At 65.3% G+C, this 15234-nt stretch carries 19 protein-coding genes and 1 tRNA gene; 7 read left to right on the forward strand and 13 right to left on the reverse strand.

The window, feature by feature from the left end; translation table 11 throughout:
* Window positions 1-119 precede the first annotated feature (119 nt).
* The 4 genes from AC56LR_RS15570 to AC56LR_RS15585 form a co-directional block, all read right to left on the reverse strand.
* Window positions 120-1076: an NAD(P)H-dependent flavin oxidoreductase gene (locus AC56LR_RS15570; RefSeq protein ID WP_497131710.1), complete on the reverse strand. Its 957-nt coding sequence runs from the start codon at window positions 1074-1076 to the stop codon at window positions 120-122.
* Between the two features lie 94 nt (window positions 1077-1170).
* Window positions 1171-2064 (reverse strand): MBL fold metallo-hydrolase, encoded by an 894-nt coding sequence (locus tag AC56LR_RS15575; RefSeq protein ID WP_497131817.1) that lies wholly within the window; start codon window positions 2062-2064, stop codon window positions 1171-1173.
* A gap of 33 nt (window positions 2065-2097) precedes the next feature.
* On the reverse strand, window positions 2098-2298 hold the full coding sequence (locus AC56LR_RS15580) for a DUF1289 domain-containing protein (RefSeq protein ID WP_497131712.1): 201 nt from the start codon (window positions 2296-2298) through the stop codon (window positions 2098-2100).
* Between the two features lie 52 nt (window positions 2299-2350).
* On the reverse strand, window positions 2351-2821 hold the full coding sequence (locus tag AC56LR_RS15585; RefSeq protein WP_497131714.1) for a thioesterase family protein: 471 nt from the start codon (window positions 2819-2821) through the stop codon (window positions 2351-2353).
* A gap of 122 nt (window positions 2822-2943) precedes the next feature.
* On the opposite strand from AC56LR_RS15585, the gene AC56LR_RS15590 reads away from it, so the two are divergent.
* Window positions 2944-3990, forward strand: coding sequence for an extracellular catalytic domain type 1 short-chain-length polyhydroxyalkanoate depolymerase (locus tag AC56LR_RS15590; RefSeq protein ID WP_497131716.1), 1047 nt, complete (start codon window positions 2944-2946; stop codon window positions 3988-3990).
* Here the strand turns inward: AC56LR_RS15590 and AC56LR_RS15595 are convergent.
* A complete protein-coding gene (locus AC56LR_RS15595; protein ID WP_497131718.1) occupies window positions 3987-4181 on the reverse strand; it encodes a cysteine-rich CWC family protein in 195 nt (64 codons plus the stop codon). The two genes, AC56LR_RS15590 and AC56LR_RS15595, sit on opposite strands and share 4 nt — an antisense overlap.
* A gap of 139 nt (window positions 4182-4320) precedes the next feature.
* Between AC56LR_RS15595 and argB the strand changes: the two genes are divergently transcribed.
* Together argB and AC56LR_RS15605 are read left to right on the forward strand one after the other, a co-directional pair.
* Window positions 4321-5250, forward strand: coding sequence for an acetylglutamate kinase (gene argB / locus AC56LR_RS15600; protein WP_497131720.1), 930 nt, complete (start codon window positions 4321-4323; stop codon window positions 5248-5250).
* 66 nt (window positions 5251-5316) lie between these two features.
* Window positions 5317-5391, forward strand: a tRNA-Thr gene (locus tag AC56LR_RS15605).
* Between the two features lie 28 nt (window positions 5392-5419).
* On the opposite strand, the gene AC56LR_RS15610 is transcribed toward AC56LR_RS15605, so the two are convergent.
* Both AC56LR_RS15610 and AC56LR_RS15615 read right to left on the reverse strand, forming a co-directional pair.
* Window positions 5420-5596 carry a TraB/GumN family protein gene (locus AC56LR_RS15610; RefSeq protein ID WP_497131722.1) on the reverse strand — a complete coding sequence of 59 codons (177 nt, stop codon included), beginning with the start codon at window positions 5594-5596 and terminating at the stop codon, window positions 5420-5422.
* Window positions 5597-5607: 11 nt separating this feature from the next.
* Window positions 5608-5850: a TraB/GumN family protein gene (locus tag AC56LR_RS15615; protein ID WP_497131724.1), complete on the reverse strand. Its 243-nt coding sequence runs from the start codon at window positions 5848-5850 to the stop codon at window positions 5608-5610.
* 27 nt (window positions 5851-5877) lie between these two features.
* Between AC56LR_RS15615 and AC56LR_RS15620 the strand changes: the two genes are divergently transcribed.
* The 3 genes from AC56LR_RS15620 to AC56LR_RS15630 are packed head-to-tail and all read left to right on the forward strand — an operon-like array spanning window position 5878 to window position 9076.
* Complete coding sequence (locus tag AC56LR_RS15620; protein ID WP_497131726.1) at window positions 5878-6606, forward strand: pyrimidine 5'-nucleotidase; 729 nt, start codon at window positions 5878-5880, stop codon at window positions 6604-6606.
* A 26-nt stretch (window positions 6607-6632) separates the two neighbouring features.
* Window positions 6633-7211 carry a nucleoid occlusion factor SlmA gene (slmA, locus tag AC56LR_RS15625; protein ID WP_497131728.1) on the forward strand — a complete coding sequence of 193 codons (579 nt, stop codon included), beginning with the start codon at window positions 6633-6635 and terminating at the stop codon, window positions 7209-7211.
* 20 nt (window positions 7212-7231) lie between these two features.
* A complete protein-coding gene (locus tag AC56LR_RS15630) occupies window positions 7232-9076 on the forward strand; it encodes a chorismate-binding protein (protein WP_497131729.1) in 1845 nt (614 codons plus the stop codon).
* A 1-nt stretch (window position 9077) separates the two neighbouring features.
* On the opposite strand, the gene AC56LR_RS15635 is transcribed toward AC56LR_RS15630, so the two are convergent.
* Window positions 9078-9668: a glutathione peroxidase gene (locus tag AC56LR_RS15635; protein WP_497131731.1), complete on the reverse strand. Its 591-nt coding sequence runs from the start codon at window positions 9666-9668 to the stop codon at window positions 9078-9080.
* Window positions 9669-9741: 73 nt separating this feature from the next.
* Window positions 9742-10164 (reverse strand): CoA-binding protein, encoded by a 423-nt coding sequence (locus AC56LR_RS15640; RefSeq protein ID WP_497131733.1) that lies wholly within the window; start codon window positions 10162-10164, stop codon window positions 9742-9744.
* Window positions 10165-10295: 131 nt separating this feature from the next.
* Between AC56LR_RS15640 and AC56LR_RS15645 the strand changes: the two genes are divergently transcribed.
* On the forward strand, window positions 10296-10916 hold the full coding sequence (locus tag AC56LR_RS15645) for a peptidoglycan recognition protein family protein (RefSeq protein ID WP_497131735.1): 621 nt from the start codon (window positions 10296-10298) through the stop codon (window positions 10914-10916).
* Between the two features lie 127 nt (window positions 10917-11043).
* Here the strand turns inward: AC56LR_RS15645 and AC56LR_RS15650 are convergent, their stop codons facing one another.
* The 4 genes from AC56LR_RS15650 to atpD all read right to left on the reverse strand — a co-directional run bounded on the left by AC56LR_RS15650 (window position 11044) and on the right by atpD (window position 15231).
* Window positions 11044-12723, reverse strand: a complete 1680-nt coding sequence (locus tag AC56LR_RS15650) for a serine hydrolase (RefSeq protein ID WP_497131737.1) — start codon at window positions 12721-12723, stop codon at window positions 11044-11046.
* 160 nt (window positions 12724-12883) lie between these two features.
* Window positions 12884-13246, reverse strand: a complete 363-nt coding sequence (locus AC56LR_RS15655; RefSeq protein ID WP_497131739.1) for a hypothetical protein — start codon at window positions 13244-13246, stop codon at window positions 12884-12886.
* Window positions 13247-13374: 128 nt separating this feature from the next.
* Window positions 13375-13797, reverse strand: coding sequence for a F0F1 ATP synthase subunit epsilon (locus tag AC56LR_RS15660; RefSeq protein WP_497131741.1), 423 nt, complete (start codon window positions 13795-13797; stop codon window positions 13375-13377).
* A 27-nt stretch (window positions 13798-13824) separates the two neighbouring features.
* Window positions 13825-15231 (reverse strand): F0F1 ATP synthase subunit beta, encoded by a 1407-nt coding sequence (gene atpD / locus AC56LR_RS15665; RefSeq protein ID WP_171087281.1) that lies wholly within the window; start codon window positions 15229-15231, stop codon window positions 13825-13827.
* Window positions 15232-15234 lie beyond the last annotated feature (3 nt).

Below are 15234 nucleotides of genomic sequence, written 5' to 3' on the forward strand. Positions count from 1 at the left end.
CGTAGAATCTTCCATGTGAGCCGGTTGCATGTTGATCTCCTAAGTCTAAGTTTCGAACTCTCAGGTTAGGACTCAATCTGCAAATCGGCTCACTTTCTTTTCATCATAGGATCTACGTGTCAACGCAAGGCCAAGCGCAGGCGCGCAGCTTCGTATTCCGCTTTAAGCCGCTCGACCATCTCGGCCACGGTCGGCACGTCGTGCATCAGGCCCACGCCCTGGCCGGCGCCCCAGATGTCGCGCCAGGCCTTGGCGCTGGCCGAACCAAAGCTCATCTTGCTCTTGTCCGATTCCGGCAGGTTGTCCGGGTCGAGCCCGGCCGCGACGATCGACTTCTTCAGGTAGTTCCCGTGCACGCCGGTGAACAAATTCGTGTACACCACGTCCGCCGCGCTCGACTCGACGATCGCATTGCGGTACTCGTCGCTGACGTTCGATTCGCGCGTGGCCAGCCAGCGCGAGCCGATGTAGGCAAAATCGGCCCCCATCGCCTGCGCCGCCAGGATCGCGTCGCCGGTGGCGATCGAGCCGGACAGGGCCAGCGGTCCCTTGAAAAATTTGCGCACCTCGCCCACCAGCGCGAACGGCGACAGCGCGCCCGCATGGCCGCCCGCGCCCGCCGCCACAAGAATCAAACCGTCCACCCCTGCTTCCAGCGCCTTTTCCGCATGCCTGATCGACACCACGTCGTGCATCACGATGCCGCCATAGGCGTGCACGGCGTCGAGCATCTCTTTTGGTGGCGCGCGCAGCGAGGAAATGATAATCGGCACCTGGTGCTTCACGCAGACTTCGACGTCGTGTGCCAGGCGGTCGTTCGACTGGTGCACGATCTGGTTGACCGCGATCGGGCCGACGCGCACGCCCGGGTTGGCGTCCTGGTAGGCGGCCAGCTCGCGCTGCAGGTCGGTCAGCCAGGTGTCGAGCAGCTCGGCCGGGCGCGCGTTGAGCGCCGGGAAGGAGCCCACGATGCCGGCCTTGCACTGGGCCGCCACCAGCGCGGGTCCGCTGGCGATGAACATCGGCGATGCGATGACGGGAAGGGACAGGTGTTGCAGCACGGGTGGCAAGGTCATGAAGGCTCTCGCTGGTCAGGTTGAATGCGGTTGAAGGACAGGGGCTCCGGGCATTATGCAATGAAAAAAGAACGGTCGTGCTAGATTCTGGCCTCTAAACGTCGGCGTCGAGCAATTGGCCGCCCTCGATGCGGGCGGCGCCGGCCCGTACCAGCGCGTTGCTCGCCCACGCCGCCAGCTCGCCTGCATCGCGCTCCAGCAAGCGGGTGCGCACGCGCTCGACCAGCGGAATCGAGGCCAGCAGCCCGGGCAGCGCATCCAGCGCCAGCGCACGGCGCTCGAGCAGTAAAAACTTGAGCAGCACCTTGACGGCGTTTTCGCCGTTGCGCACCGGATCGGCGCTCAGGTAATCCAGGCGCGAGCGCGCCCGCCCCAGGGCCGCGCCGACGTCGCCAAAGACCACGCCATGGCCGGGAATCACGACACGGGCGTCGAGCGTGGCGATCAGGTCGAGCGTCGCGCCTACCTCGGCGAACCCGGGTTCGCCCGCCAGTTCGGGAAAGACCACGCCGAAGCCGTTTTCCCACAGCGCGTCGCCGGAAATCAGCACGCCTTCCTGCTCGCAGAAGAACAGCAGCGCATGCGGATCGTGGCCGGGCGCGGCCACGATCCGCATGCGCAGGCCGCCCAGTTCCACGACCTCGCCGGGCGCGAGGGTGGCATCGAAAGTAAAACGATCGCATTGCTGGCCGGTGGCGCGGTAACTGAGCGCCTCCTCGTCCCAGGCCGCGACCGTGAAAGCGTCGAGTGCGGGAATCGCCGTGCGGCAGCCATAGGCTGCCTGCAGCAGCGCGTTGCCGCCGCAATGGTCGGAATGCAGGTGGGTATTGAGCAGGCGCGCGAGCGGGCGGCTGCCCAGGGCATGGCGCACCAGCGCCAGGGTCTGCGCGGCGTGGGTGGCATAGCCGCTGTCGACCAGGGCGGCGCCGTCAGGGCCGGTGAACAGGATGTTGTTGGACGAGAGCCAGCCGCGCTCGAACACGCGCATCGATGCGGGCAGGCTCAGGTCCGCGGACACCAATCAGCCCCAGTCGATTGCAGCTTCGCGGCGCCGGATTTCGGCCCATACCGCGCGCTTGTAGTCGTCGCCGGCCGAACCCCAGGCGACGATCTCGTCGATCGTGCGGAGGCACCCCCGGCACAGACCGGTATCGGGCGCCATCTGGCACAAATTGATGCAGGGCGAGGGAACGGGGGTTTGCAGTTCTGGGTTCATCGACATGGTGGTGGAGCAAGGGAACACCGACCATTATCGCCTGTTCCTGGAAAACCGCTTATCGTTCCTCAGGGAAAGGCGATTCGGGCGCAACGGTCGTCAAGTTGCGCCATTGTGTTGTTTTGCGCGCGATTTTTTCAGTGAATCGCGTTGGATCTATCAGGCAACGTTCGTGGATGCCTTCGCACACTTTCTCGATTTCATCCCACGCTTCGACCCGGAAACGCAGCCGCCGCCCCTCGACCGCCAGCACCTCGCCGCGAATGGTGAGGGTCATCCCGGGAGGCGTCGGCGCCAGGTGCTGGAAGCTGACCATGGTGCCCAGGCTCTGTTCGCGCGGCCAGTCCACGTAGGGCATGATCCCGTGCAGACAGGCAAGTTCCATCATTCCGACGAGAAAACCGGTGGCGAGTACGTCGGGCATGTCGCGGCAAAAAGGGGTATCGTGATACAGCCGGGGCACGCTAGCGTGCCCCGGCACCGTATAAGACCATTCGAAACGAAGGCCGGGCAGGAGTTGGGGAGACATGGGCACAAGCTTACCGTACCGGTGTCATGCATGCATGAGTTGCCGGGGACGGAAAGCGTACAGCTGCAAGGCTGCCGTAAGTATGCGGGCCGACATTGAGGCAAGCACAAACAGGAGAGCCAATGAAGCTGAACAACAAACTGCTGGCACAAGTACGTGCCGCTACCCGATCTTTCTGGGGCCGTGGCCCCGCCAACGCCCAAATGGTCGTCGAGGAAACCCTGAAGAACGCCTCGGCCATGCAAAGCGCGGCGCAGCGCCAGATGCGCAGCATCGGCGTCGGCGTCTCCGCCACGGCGACCGATCCCTTCGAAGCCGAACTCGGCGTCAATTTGCCGGGTAAATTTATCGACGGCAGCCACACTACTCCCGCCGGCAGCCGCGACTACAAGCTCTACGTGCCGTCCAGCCACGCCGGTAAGCCGACGCCGCTGATCGTGATGCTGCACGGCTGCACCCAGGATCCCGACGATTTCGCCACCGGCACCAAGATGAACGAACTGGCCGAAGAAATGGCCTGCCTCGTGCTCTACCCCGCGCAGAGCAAGGCGGCCAACGCCTCGCGCTGCTGGAACTGGTTCAATGCGATCGACCAGCAGCGCGACCAGGGCGAGCCCTCGATCATCGCCGGCATGACGCAAGCCATCATGGCATTGCATCCGGTCGACCCGGAGCAGGTCTACGTGGCGGGATTGTCGGCCGGCGGGGCGATGGCGACCATCATGGGCACGCTGTATCCGGACCTGTATGCCGCCGTGGGCGTGCATTCCGGATTGCCGTTCGCCTCCGCCAACGATTTGTCGTCGGCCATGGCGGCGATGAAGGGCGACTTCCTGCGCGCCCAGGCGCCGGGACGGCCGCTGCCCATCATCGTGTTCCACGGCGACCAGGACACGACCGTGCATCCGGCCAATGGCGACGAACTCATTGCCCAAGGCGCGCAACACCTGCACGAGCAGCCGGCCGTGGAGCCGGGACGCGTGCCGGATGGCCATGCCTATACCCGCACCCTGCACCGGCGCAACGACGGCGCCGTCCATGCCGAATACTGGCTGATCCACGGCGCCGGCCATGCCTGGTCGGGCGGCAACGCGCGCGGCAGCTATACCGATGGCCGCGGACCGGATGCCAGCCGCGAAATGCTGCGCTTTTTCCGCACCGCGCGCTAGCCCGGCTCAGCGCCCGGGCTGGGTGCGGCCTCGATGTGCGCACGCAGGCAGGCCGGGCACCAGCAGCCGGTCGACTCTTGCGGCAGCGGCACCGGCACGGCTTGCGGCAGCGCCGTGCACCAGCACGGATCGAGACTGCCTTCCACCATCGCACAATGGAATTCGGCGCCACAACGGGTACACCTGCTCACGTCCTGCTCCTGTGTTGATTGAAATACATGGTTCGATAGAGTCGTGCGGACGGCCATAAAATACAACAAGAGGCCATATAATGAGCACAAGGACTACCCTGTTGCCTTAAAATCTCGCAACATTTATTTTGGACGCTCCATGAACGCACCCCTCAGCAGCTTGAATTCCGACGACCAACGCAACGACCTGACCAAGGTGTCGCCGCAGATCAAGGCACAGATCCTGGCCGAGGCGCTGCCTTACATCCGTAATTTCCACGGCAAGACCATCGTCATCAAATACGGCGGCAACGCCATGACCGACGAGCGCCTGAAGCATGGCTTCGCCCGCGACGTCATCCTGCTCAAGCTGGTGGGCATGAACCCGGTCGTGGTGCACGGCGGCGGTCCGCAGATCGACAATGCACTGAAAAAAATCGGCAAGCAAGGCACCTTCGTGCAAGGCATGCGCATCACCGACGAAGAGACCATGGAAGTGGTCGAATGGGTGCTGGGCGGCGAAGTGCAGCAGGACATCGTCATGCTGATCAACCACTACGGCGGCCAGGCAGTGGGCCTGACCGGCAAGGACGGCGGCCTGATCCGCGCCCGCAAGATGAGCATGCCGGACAAGGAAAAGCCGGGCGAATTCGTCGACATCGGTTTCGTCGGCGAGATCGAAGCGATCAATCCGGCCGTCGTGAAAGCGCTGCAGGACGACGCCTTCATTCCTATCATCTCGCCGATCGGCTTCGGCCAGGATGGCCAGGCCTACAACATCAATGCCGACGTCGTCGCCGGCAAGATCGCGGAAATCCTGAAAGCCGAAAAGCTGATCATGATGACCAATATCGCCGGCGTGCAGGACAAGGCGGGCAACCTGGTCACCGACCTGTCGGCGCGCGAGATCGACGAAATGTTCGAAGACGGCACGATTTCGGGCGGCATGCTGCCGAAAATCTCGTCCGCACTCGATGCCGCGAAGTCCGGCGTCAATACCGTGCACATCATCGATGGGCGCATCGAGCACTCTTTGTTGCTCGAAGTCTTGACCGAACAGGCTTTTGGCACTATGATCCGGTCGCACTAAAACATTTGTGGCGGAAATCTCCGCCACAGATCATCGCGGTGGGCCCTGCCCACCGGGAATCTACCCGCCCTTGTAGCTCAGTGGTAGAGCACTCCCTTGGTAAGGGAGAGGCCACGTGTTCAATCCACGTCAAGGGCACCATTCTCCCCCCAGCACGACCCCTCCCGCTTCAGTACACCCGCTCTACCGTCATGCCGCGTTTGCGCAGCAATTCCGGCACGCCACGCTTGCCGACCAGGTGCAGCAGCCCCACCGCCACCTCGTAGCCCAGCCTTGCGGCATCGTTCACCGCCAGCATGGTCGCCACCATCCAGGGTTTCAATCGTGCGACGGCGGCCGGGTCCATGCCCTGCTGCGTCAATCCGGCTTCGATGCGCGCGCGGCATCGATCTCGAGCGCCAGCGTGGGCGCGGCCGCCACCGCTGCGCGGATGCGCGGCTCGAGCGGATAGTAATCGGCGCGGCCGGCGTGGATGGTGCCGTACAGGTGCAGGGTGTGGCCGTTTGCCGTGACCTTGAACAGCGCGCCGCGCTCGGCCGCGAAGGCCTGGAGCGCCGTCAGGAACAAGCTGAAGAAGACCACTATAATCGAACGTCGCATCCACCTTCTCCCGTCTGGTCCCGAATCGTGTCAAATCATACCCCTGGCTCCCCCGTCTGGCTGTTCGATCTGGACAATACCCTGCACGACGCCTCGCACGCGATCTTCCCCGCCATCAGCGCGAACATGAACACCTATATCGCGCGGGTGCTGGGCGATGGCGTCACGCCCGCCAGCCAGGAGCGTGTGGACGCCGCGCGCCTGGGCTACTGGAAGCGCTACGGCGCGACCCTGCTCGGCATGATCCGCCACCACCAGGTGTGCGCGGCCGACTTCCTGCACGTCACCCACGACCTGGGCGCGCTCGAGAAGCTGGTGCGCTTCGAAAAAGGGCTAGGTACCCTGCTGCGCCGTCTCCCGGGCCGCAAGATCCTGCTGACCAACGCGCCGACGCGCTATTCGACGGACGTCATGCGCCACCTGGGCCTGGGCCGCCATTTTTCGCACCACATCGCCATCGAGCACATGCAGGTGCACCGCCAGCTGCGTCCCAAGCCATCGAGCCTGATGCTGCGCCGCCTGCTGCGCAAGCACGGCGTGGCGGCGCGCCGCTGCATCCTGGTGGAAGACACGCTGGCCAACCTGAAGAGCGCCAGCCGCCTCGGGCTGCGCACGGTCTGGGTCACGCAATACCTGCGCATGGCCGACCCGATTGGAAAAGCGCCGTTGCCGCGGACCCTGAAACGCCCCGGTTACGTCGATGTCAAAGTAAAATCCGTGCGGCAGCTGCCGGCGCGCCTGCACCGGTTGCGCTAAACAGATAACAAACTACTAGGGATCACATGGCAAGTACGAAGCCTGGGCAACGCAAGCTGCAAATCCTCCAGGCCCTGGCCTCGATGCTCGAGCAGCCCAAGGGCGAGAAGATCACGACCGCGGCGCTGGCCGCGCGCCTGTCGGTGTCGGAAGCGGCGCTGTACCGCCATTTCGCCAGCAAGGCGCAGATGTACGAGGGCCTGATCGAATTCATCGAGTCCAGCGTCTTTGGCCTGATCAACCAGATCGCCGAGCGCGAGGAAGACGGCGTGGCCCAGGCCCATGCCATCCTGCAGATGCTGCTCGCCTTTGCCGCCAACAACCCGGGCATGACGCGGGTGCTGATCGGCGACGCCCTGGTCGGCGAGGACGAGCGCCTGCAGCTGCGCATGAACCTCTTCTACGACAAGATCGAGCTGGCCTTCAAGGGCGCGCTGCGCATCGCCGTCACCCAGCAGCACGGCCTCGAGGCCGACGTCGCGGCGCGCGCCAGCCTCCTGGTGAGCTACGTCACCGGGCGCTGGCACCGTTTCGCCAAGACCGGCTTCAAACAGAATCCGGCGGAAGGCACGGCCCTGCAGCTGTCGCTGCTGCTGGCCGCTTGAGCAGGATCGCGAACGACGCCATGGATACGCAGGAAGTCTTCGCACTGCTGGACGATGCCGGCTCGCCCGGCCTTTCCCGCTCGCGCCTGTACAGCCGCCACGCCGGCACGCTGACCTGTGACGAGGCCGCGCAGTGGCCAGGGCTGCTGCAGGCCATGCAGGAAGCCTTGGGACGCGGCCTGTACGCGGTGCCGCTCTTGAGCTACGAATTGGGCGCCCGCCTGCAGCAGCTGCCTGCGCATCCGATCGCGCTGCCCCTGGCCCAGGTGCTGCTGTTCGAACAGTGCGAGCTGCTGGAAGCGGCCCAGGTCGAGGCCTGGATCGCGACGCGCGCGTCGTCCCTGGACCCGTCCGGCGTGGCAGGCATCACGCCGAATGTCGACGAAGCCGTGTTCACCGAGGCGATCGGCCGCATCCGCGACTACATCGCCGCCGGCGACACCTACCAGGTCAATTACACCTACCGCCTGCGCTTCGAGGCCTTCGGTCCCCTGGTCGCCCTGTATGCGCGCCTGCGCGCGCGCCAGCGCGTGCCTTACGGCGCCCTGATCACCCTGCCCGATGGCGGCGCGGTGCTGTCCTTCTCGCCCGAGCTGTTCGTGCGCCACGATGCCGGCACCCTGCTGGCGCGCCCGATGAAGGGCACGGCGCCGGCCAGCGGCGACAATGCCATCGACGACGAGCGTGCGCGTGCGCTGGCGCTGGACACCAAGAACCGCGCCGAGAACCTGATGATCGTCGACCTGCTGCGCAACGACCTGGGACGGGTCGCCGTCACCGGCAGCGTGCAGGTGCCGGCCCTGTTCGACGTGCAGCGCTACGGCAGCGTGCTGCAGATGACGTCCACCGTGCAGGCGCGCCTGCGCACCGGCGTCACCCTGGAAGAGATCTTCGCCGCGCTCTACCCCTGCGGCTCGATCACGGGCGCGCCCAAGCGCCGCACGATGGAGATCATCCACGAACTGGAGCCGGCCGCGCGCGGCCTGTACACGGGCGCGATCGGCTGGTTCGACCCGGGGCCGCCAGGTGCGGCCATCGGCGACTTCTGCCTGTCGGTCCCGATCCGCACGCTGGTACTGGGCGCCTCGCAGGGCGGCACCCGCAAGGGTGAACTGGGCGTGGGCGCCGGCATCGTCCATGACAGCGATGCGCAGGCCGAATACGCCGAATGCCGGCTCAAGGCGCGCTTTCTCACCGGCCTGTCCAACGAGTTCGAGATTTTCGAAACCATCCGCGCGAGCTGGGACGACGGCTGCCGCCACCTGGAGCAGCACCTGGAACGCCTGGCCGGCTCCTGCCGCGCCTTCGGCCATCCCTTCGAGCCCGAAGCCGCGCGCGCCGTCTTGAGGGACGCCTGCCTGGCCCTGCCGCCGGGCCAGCTGCACCGCCTGCGCCTGTCGGTGGCGCCCTCGGGCGCATTGAGCGTGCAGGCCGCGCCGCTGCAGCCCCTGAATGAACCGGTGGCGGTGCTGCTGGCCAGTGAGCCGACCCAGTCGGGCGACGTCTTCCTGCGCCACAAGACGAGCGTGCGCAGCCGCTATGACGCGGCCTGGCGCGCGGCCGAGGCGCATGGCGCTTTCGACACCCTGTTCTTCAACGAGCGTGGGGAATTGACCGAGGGAGGACGCAGCAATGTGTTCGTGCGTTTCGGGACCGCGTGGTACACCCCGCCGGTGTCCTGCGGCCTGCTGCCGGGCGTGATGCGCGGCGTGCTGCTGGGGGCGCCCGCCTGGCATGCGAGCGAGCGCGTGATCACGCGCGCGATGCTGGAAGACGCGGACGACCTGGTGGTCTGCAATGCGCTGCGCGGGCCGCTGCGCGCCGTGATCATCGACGACGCGCCGGACGGCCTGCAGCAGCCCTGAATTACAGCGCGAGCGCCTGCTCGATCTTGCCGACCAGCGCAGGATCTTCCGGCGTCACCTTGCTCGGGAAGTGCTCGAGCACCTTGCCGTCGCGGCCGATCAGGTATTTGGTGAAGTTCCACTTCGGCGCCTGGCCGGTGGCTTTCGTCAGGCTGGCGTGCAGGGGATTCGCATCCGGGCCGGTGACCACGCTCTTGGCGAACATCGGGAACTTCACGCCATAGGTGTTGTAGCAGAGGTCGGCGATTTCTTTCGCGTTGCCTGGCTCCTGCTTGCCGAAGTCGTTCGACGGGAAGCCCAGCACCACCAGGCCGCGGCTGCCGTACTTGGCGTACAGCTTTTCCAGCCCTTCGTACTGCTTGGTGAAGCCGCAATAGCTGGCCGTGTTCACCACCAGCACCACCTTGCCCGCGTACTGGCAGAGGTCTTGCGGGGTTTCGTCTTGCAGGCGCTTGAAGTTCTGCTTGAGGATGGCGGGACAGGCGGCCAGCGGACGCGCCGCGGCCGGCGCCGTGGATGCCTGCGCGGCAGCCGGCTGGGCGAAGCTCACGGCGGCAACAGCGCCGAACAGCAGGATCGTATTCTTGAACATGGCAGGAAGTCCGGGGGGTTATGGTGGCACGATTGTAACGCAGCCGCCCCGCCGCCAACCCGGTGAATGCGGGTCAAGAATGCAGGCTGCGGTGCTCGATCTTGATGCAGTGGTTCATGACGACGTCGAGCCCGGCGGCACGCGCCATGTCGGCGGCCGGCTGGTTCTCGATATCGAGCTGCATCCACAGGCAGCCGGCGCGCACGGCGATGGCTTCGCGCGCGATCGGCGGGATGTCTTCGGACTTGCGGAAGCAGTCGACGATGTCGATGCGCTGGCCGGTCGTGGCCAGCACGTCCGCCACTTCGCGCAAGCTGGCGTAGACCTTCTCGCCCAGGATGGTGTCGCCGGCATAGCTCGGGTTCACCGGGATCACCTGGTAACCGGCTCCCTGCAGGTATTCGGCCACGCCGTAGCTGGCGCGGTCCGGCTTGTTGGACAGGCCGACGATGGCGACGGTCTTGCTGTCGTTGAGGATCTGGGTAATGCTTCTCATGGGTGGCGTTCGCTATGCTTCGATTCAAGGGTCGCCATCAGCTTATCAGGTTTGCATCGTTCCAGCGCGCGCGCTGGCGCCGGGCGGGCAAACGTGAAAAGATGCGCATTCAATCACCCCCAGCTCCTCCCATGCGCCTGCCTGCCCTCCCCTGCCTTGCCGCCGTCCTGTTGACCTTATCTGCTGCCGCCTGCGCCGGCACGCCGCTGTCCGCGGTCGAACAAAGCATCGTGCCCGTTGCGGCCTGGGGCGGCACCCCGGCCGACGCATCCAAGGCGCGCCGCCACACCATCTCGCAGATCACCCTGCACCACCAGGGCGAGCCGTTCAAGCCCGGCACCGATCCGCAAGCCTACCTGCGCCGCCTGCAGGCCTGGTCGCGCGCCACCAAGGGCTGGCTCGACATCCCCTACCACTACGTGATCGACCTCGACGGCCGCGTGTACGGGGCGCGCGACATCGCTTTTGCCGGCGACACCAATACCGACTACGACCCCGCCGGCCACGCCCTGATCGAAGTGGTCGGCAATTTCGAAGAAGTGGAGCCGAACCAGCAGCAGCTCGACGCGGTCGTCGACCTGATGGCGCTGCTGGCGGCGAAATACCAGGTCTCGCTCGACGACATCCGCAGCCACCGCGACCATAGCGACAAGACCGTGTGCCCGGGCGCGAACCTGTACCGCTACGTGAAAGAGGATTATTTCCGGCACAAGGTGGCGCTGCGGCTGGCGGGGGAGCAGGCCGGGAAGTAGGGTGGGCGGCTTCGCCGCCCGCGCGTTCAACCAGCGGACGAATAGCCGCGCGTGGATTGCACGCATGATTTGAACGCGCGGGCGGGAGACCCGCCCACCCTACGGGCAGGCGTATGCCGGCCGATTATCACAGCCTGCGCCCCGGCTGATTACGCCCGCCCTGCTTCAGCACGAAAGTCTGCCCAGGCTGTCCAGCCACCGGCTCGAAGCTGATCTCGGCATCGACGTCGCGCGAGAAGAACAGCGTGTCGCTCGATGGGAAGATCTCGATCTTGCCCTGCCCGGTCGCCTGCGCGAAGTAGCGCTCGCCCTCGCGCGTGAGCTCCATCACGAAGCCGGGACGCAGCTCGTAGCGGCCGGCGAGCGCATCGAAGGACGCGTTGGCCAGCTTGACCGCCTGGCGCGGGGCCGGGGCGTCGCCGGTGCGCGGCTGCAGCAGCTCCTTGCCCTCGGTGTGCTGCACCACGCCGGTGACGGCGCCTTTGGCGTCGCGCTGGAACACGAAATACTCCAGCGTGCCGGGAACGAAGAACTCGTTGGCGGACAGCGGCTTGACCGCAATCTGCCCGCGGCCCGTGCGCTGCATGACCAGGCTGTTGCCCTCGCGGCGGAACACGCGCTGCACGCCTTTCTCGACTTCAAAGCTGCCGGCCAGGCCCTCCAACTGTGCCGGCTGCAGCGCGACCTCGGTGAATTCGCGGTATGGCTTGCCGATCGCAAGGGCGGCCGCCTTGCGCGCCACCACGCCGGGGCTGGCGGGGCCGCTATCGCTGTTGGTCAGCACCGCCACGTAGAGGTGTTGTTCAGGCAGGCGCATCGCATACGTCGAGAAGCCATTGATGCCGCCACCGTGGCCTATCAGCGGCGCGCCCTGCACCTGCGCGATCTCCCAGCCATAGCCGTAGTTGGTCTCTTTTCCGTCGCCCAGGCGGTACGAGGTAAAGGCGTGCTTCAAGCTGGCCGGCTTGAGCAGCCGGCCGCCCTGGAGGGCCGCATCCCAGCGCGCCAGGTCGTCCACGGTCGACACCAGCGAGCCGGCCGCGTAGGGCTGGCTCATGCTCAGCGGCTGCGATGGCCCGAAGCCCTTGTCGGTACGGGTATGGCCGGCAGCGCGCGCACCCTTGCTGCGCTCGAAGCCTTCGTAGGCCGTGTGCTGCATGCCGAGCGGGACGAACAGGCGCTGCTCGACGAATTTCGCATACGGCTGCCCAGAGATCTTCTCGATGATCGCGCCGAGCAGGAAGTAGCCCGAATTGTTGTAGCGGAAGCGGCTGCCCGGCTCGAATTCCAGCGGATCGTTCTTGAACGAGTCGACCATCTGGGCCACGCTCAGGTCCTGGGTCATCCGGCTCATGAAATCCGGCTTGCCGGTGTAGCTCGGGATGCCCGAGGTATGGGTGAGCAGGTGCTCGATGGTGATCTTCTTGCCCTGGGCCGGATAGTCGGGCAGGTGCTTCGTGATGTCGTCGCCCAGGGCCAGCTTGCCCTCTTCCACCAGCATCAGGATGCCGACCGCGGTGAACTGCTTGGTGATCGACCCCAGGCGCAGGACCATGTCCGGAGTCATCTTGACCCCTTGCTTGACGTCGGCCATGCCGTAGGCCTTGCGCAGCACGGTCTTGCCATCCTTGAGCACGATGACGGTGGCGCCCGGCGCGTCAGCCTGGAAATAGGGTGCGATCGACGCATCGATGCGGCTGGCCAGGTCCTGCGCGGCCAGCGGGGCCTTGGCGGTGTCCCCAGCCAGGGCAGGATGGGCATGGCACAGCAGCAGAGCGGCGGCGCAGAGGGTGGTACGAAGCAGCATGGTCGGACTCCTTTATGTTGTTGTTAAACCCATCAATACTGTGCACCCGGCTGGCCGCGGCCGCAATCGGTCGCCGATCAGTGGTCGTTTCGACGGGACCAATGGGCGGATTCGGGGACTGGCCGGTGAAAGCGGCACCGGGGCCGACGACGGAACAAGCTCAGGACAGCCTGGCGGAGGTGAGGAACAGCCAGGTCACGGCGATGACGACCAGGCCGGTGACGGTCATGCACGACCAGGTGAAGAACCAGGCCGACAGCACGGTGGCCTGCAGCACCCGCTCGAACAGCACGCCCAGCGTGAAGTCGAAGGCGGCCAGCAGCGACCAGCGGCGCATGTAGAGGGGCAGGTAGCGGCTCATGCGCTGGTTGTGGCGGCGCGCGGCATGGCGCTCGACCAGGTCGCGTGCGGCGTTCACGTCGCGGAACAGCCAGTCGAAGAACAGGAAGCGGTACAGGGTCTGGCCGAACGGGGCTTCGCCTGGGGCTTGCCGTTCGTCGCCGGGTGGCGGGATCGTTGGCATGGTGGACTCACGGTCACGGTGTCGGGAACATACTAAGCCGAGTACGAGGCCGACACTAGCACGCGCATAAAAAAAAGGCAGCCCGAAGGCTGCCTCTCTTTGGTCCGCTTGACGCGGATGCCGTGAAATCAGCGTCCTTTCGAACGCAGCTTCTGGATCGCAGCCAGCTGCGCGATCGCCGCGGCCATTTCGGCCTGGGCTTTCGCGTAGTCCATCTTCGATTCCTTGTTCAGCATCAGCTCTTCGGCCTGCTTCTTTGCTTCCAGTGCTTTCGCTTCGTCCAGGTCGCTACCGCGGATCGCGGTATCGGCCAGCACGGTCACGCCGTTCGGCTGCACTTCGAGGATGCCGCCGGCGACGAAGACGAACTCCTCGCCGCCGCCAGCCGTCTGGATGCGCACGGCACCGGGACGGATGCGCGTGATCAAGGGGGTGTGGCGTGGATAGATACCCAGCTCACCCGCTTCACCCGGCAACGCGACGAATTCGGCCTGACCGGAGAAGATCTGCGCTTCGGCCGAAACCACGTCCACTTGCATAGTGTTTGCCATGTCTGTCCTTCAGGTTAAGAAACCAGCTTAAGCAGCAGCCAGTTTCTTGGCTTTCTCGATGGCTTCCTCGATGGTGCCGACCATGTAGAAGGCCTGCTCCGGCAGGTGGTCCAGTTCGCCCGATGCGATCATCTTGAAGCCCTTGATCGTGTCTTTCAGCGAAACGTACTTGCCTGGTGCGCCGGTGAAGACTTCGGCGACGTGGAACGGCTGCGACAGGAAACGCTGCATCTTACGGGCGCGGGCGACGACCAGCTTGTCTTCCGGAGCCAGTTCGTCCATGCCCAGAATCGCGATGATGTCACGCAGTTCCTTGTAGCGCTGCAGGGTGTTCTGCACGGCGCGCGCGGTGGCGTAGTGCTCTTCGCCGACGACGAGCGGGTCCAGCTGGCGCGAGGTCGAATCGAGTGGGTCGACCGCAGGGTAGATACCCAGCGAAGCGATGTCACGCGACAGAACGACGGTCGAGTCCAGGTGGGCGAAGGTGGTCGCTGGCGACGGGTCGGTCAAGTCATCCGCAGGGACGTAGACGGCCTGGATCGAGGTGATCGAACCGGTCTTGGTCGAGGTGATGCGCTCTTGCAGGCGGCCCATCTCTTCGGCCAGGGTAGGCTGGTAGCCCACTGCCGACGGCATACGGCCCAGCAGTGCCGAGACTTCGGTACCGGCCAGGGTGTAGCGGTAGATGTTATCGACGAAGAACAGCACGTCCTTGCCTTCGTCACGGAAGGCTTCGGCCATGGTCAGGCCGGTCAGCGCGACGCGCAGACGGTTGCCTGGTGGTTCGTTCATCTGACCGTAGACCATTGCCACTTTCGAGTTGGCAGGGTTTTCCAGGTCGACGACCTTGGCATCGGCCATCTCGTGGTAGAAGTCGTTACCTTCGCGGGTACGCTCGCCCACGCCGGCGAACACGGACAGGCCCGAGTGCGCTTTGGCGATGTTGTTGATCAGTTCCATCATGTTGACGGTCTTGCCGACGCCGGCGCCGCCGAACAGGCCGACTTTACCGCCTTTGGCGAACGGGCAGACCAGGTCGATGACCTTGATGCCGGTTTCCAGCAGGTCGGTCGATGGCGACAGTTCGTCGTAGGCCGGCGCATCGCGGTGGATCGAGGCCATGCGTTCGTGGCTGACCGGTCCGCATTCGTCGATCGGGTTGCCCAGTACGTCCATGATGCGGCCCAGGGTCGGGGTACCGACCGGGACCATGATCGGAGCACCGGTGTTCTGGATGATCATGCCGCGACGCATGCCGTCCGAGCTGCCCAGAGCAATGGTACGGACCACGCCGTCGCCCAGCTGTTGCTGGACTTCCAGGGTCAGATCCGAGCCTTCCATTTTCAGTGCGTCGTACACTTTCGGCATGGCGTTACGTGGGAATTCCACGTCAACCACTGCGCCGATACACTGAACGATTTTGCCATCAGCCATGTT

The sequence above is a fragment of the Telluria sp. ZT3P39 genome (assembly GCF_059685935.1).

Coding starts and splice junctions, on each gene's coding strand:
- AC56LR_RS15570 (WP_497131710.1), bottom strand. CDS start 1,076: ATGACCTTGCCACCCGTGCTGCAACACCTGTCCCTTCCCGTCATCGCA.
- AC56LR_RS15575 (WP_497131817.1), bottom strand. CDS start 2,064: ATGCGCGTGTTCGAGCGCGGCTGGCTCTCGTCCAACAACATCCTGTTC.
- AC56LR_RS15580 (WP_497131712.1), bottom strand. CDS start 2,298: ATGTCGATGAACCCAGAACTGCAAACCCCCGTTCCCTCGCCCTGCATC.
- AC56LR_RS15585 (WP_497131714.1), bottom strand. CDS start 2,821: ATGTCTCCCCAACTCCTGCCCGGCCTTCGTTTCGAATGGTCTTATACG.
- AC56LR_RS15590 (WP_497131716.1), top strand. CDS start 2,944: ATGAAGCTGAACAACAAACTGCTGGCACAAGTACGTGCCGCTACCCGA.
- argB (WP_497131720.1), top strand. CDS start 4,321: ATGAACGCACCCCTCAGCAGCTTGAATTCCGACGACCAACGCAACGAC.
- AC56LR_RS15610 (WP_497131722.1), bottom strand. CDS start 5,596: ATGGACCCGGCCGCCGTCGCACGATTGAAACCCTGGATGGTGGCGACC.
- AC56LR_RS15615 (WP_497131724.1), bottom strand. CDS start 5,850: ATGCGACGTTCGATTATAGTGGTCTTCTTCAGCTTGTTCCTGACGGCG.
- slmA (WP_497131728.1), top strand. CDS start 6,633: ATGGCAAGTACGAAGCCTGGGCAACGCAAGCTGCAAATCCTCCAGGCC.
- AC56LR_RS15630 (WP_497131729.1), top strand. CDS start 7,232: ATGGATACGCAGGAAGTCTTCGCACTGCTGGACGATGCCGGCTCGCCC.
- AC56LR_RS15635 (WP_497131731.1), bottom strand. CDS start 9,668: ATGTTCAAGAATACGATCCTGCTGTTCGGCGCTGTTGCCGCCGTGAGC.
- AC56LR_RS15640 (WP_497131733.1), bottom strand. CDS start 10,164: ATGAGAAGCATTACCCAGATCCTCAACGACAGCAAGACCGTCGCCATC.
- AC56LR_RS15645 (WP_497131735.1), top strand. CDS start 10,296: ATGCGCCTGCCTGCCCTCCCCTGCCTTGCCGCCGTCCTGTTGACCTTA.
- AC56LR_RS15650 (WP_497131737.1), bottom strand. CDS start 12,723: ATGCTGCTTCGTACCACCCTCTGCGCCGCCGCTCTGCTGCTGTGCCAT.
- AC56LR_RS15655 (WP_497131739.1), bottom strand. CDS start 13,246: ATGCCAACGATCCCGCCACCCGGCGACGAACGGCAAGCCCCAGGCGAA.
- AC56LR_RS15660 (WP_497131741.1), bottom strand. CDS start 13,797: ATGGCAAACACTATGCAAGTGGACGTGGTTTCGGCCGAAGCGCAGATC.
- atpD (WP_171087281.1), bottom strand. CDS start 15,231: ATGGCTGATGGCAAAATCGTTCAGTGTATCGGCGCAGTGGTTGACGTG.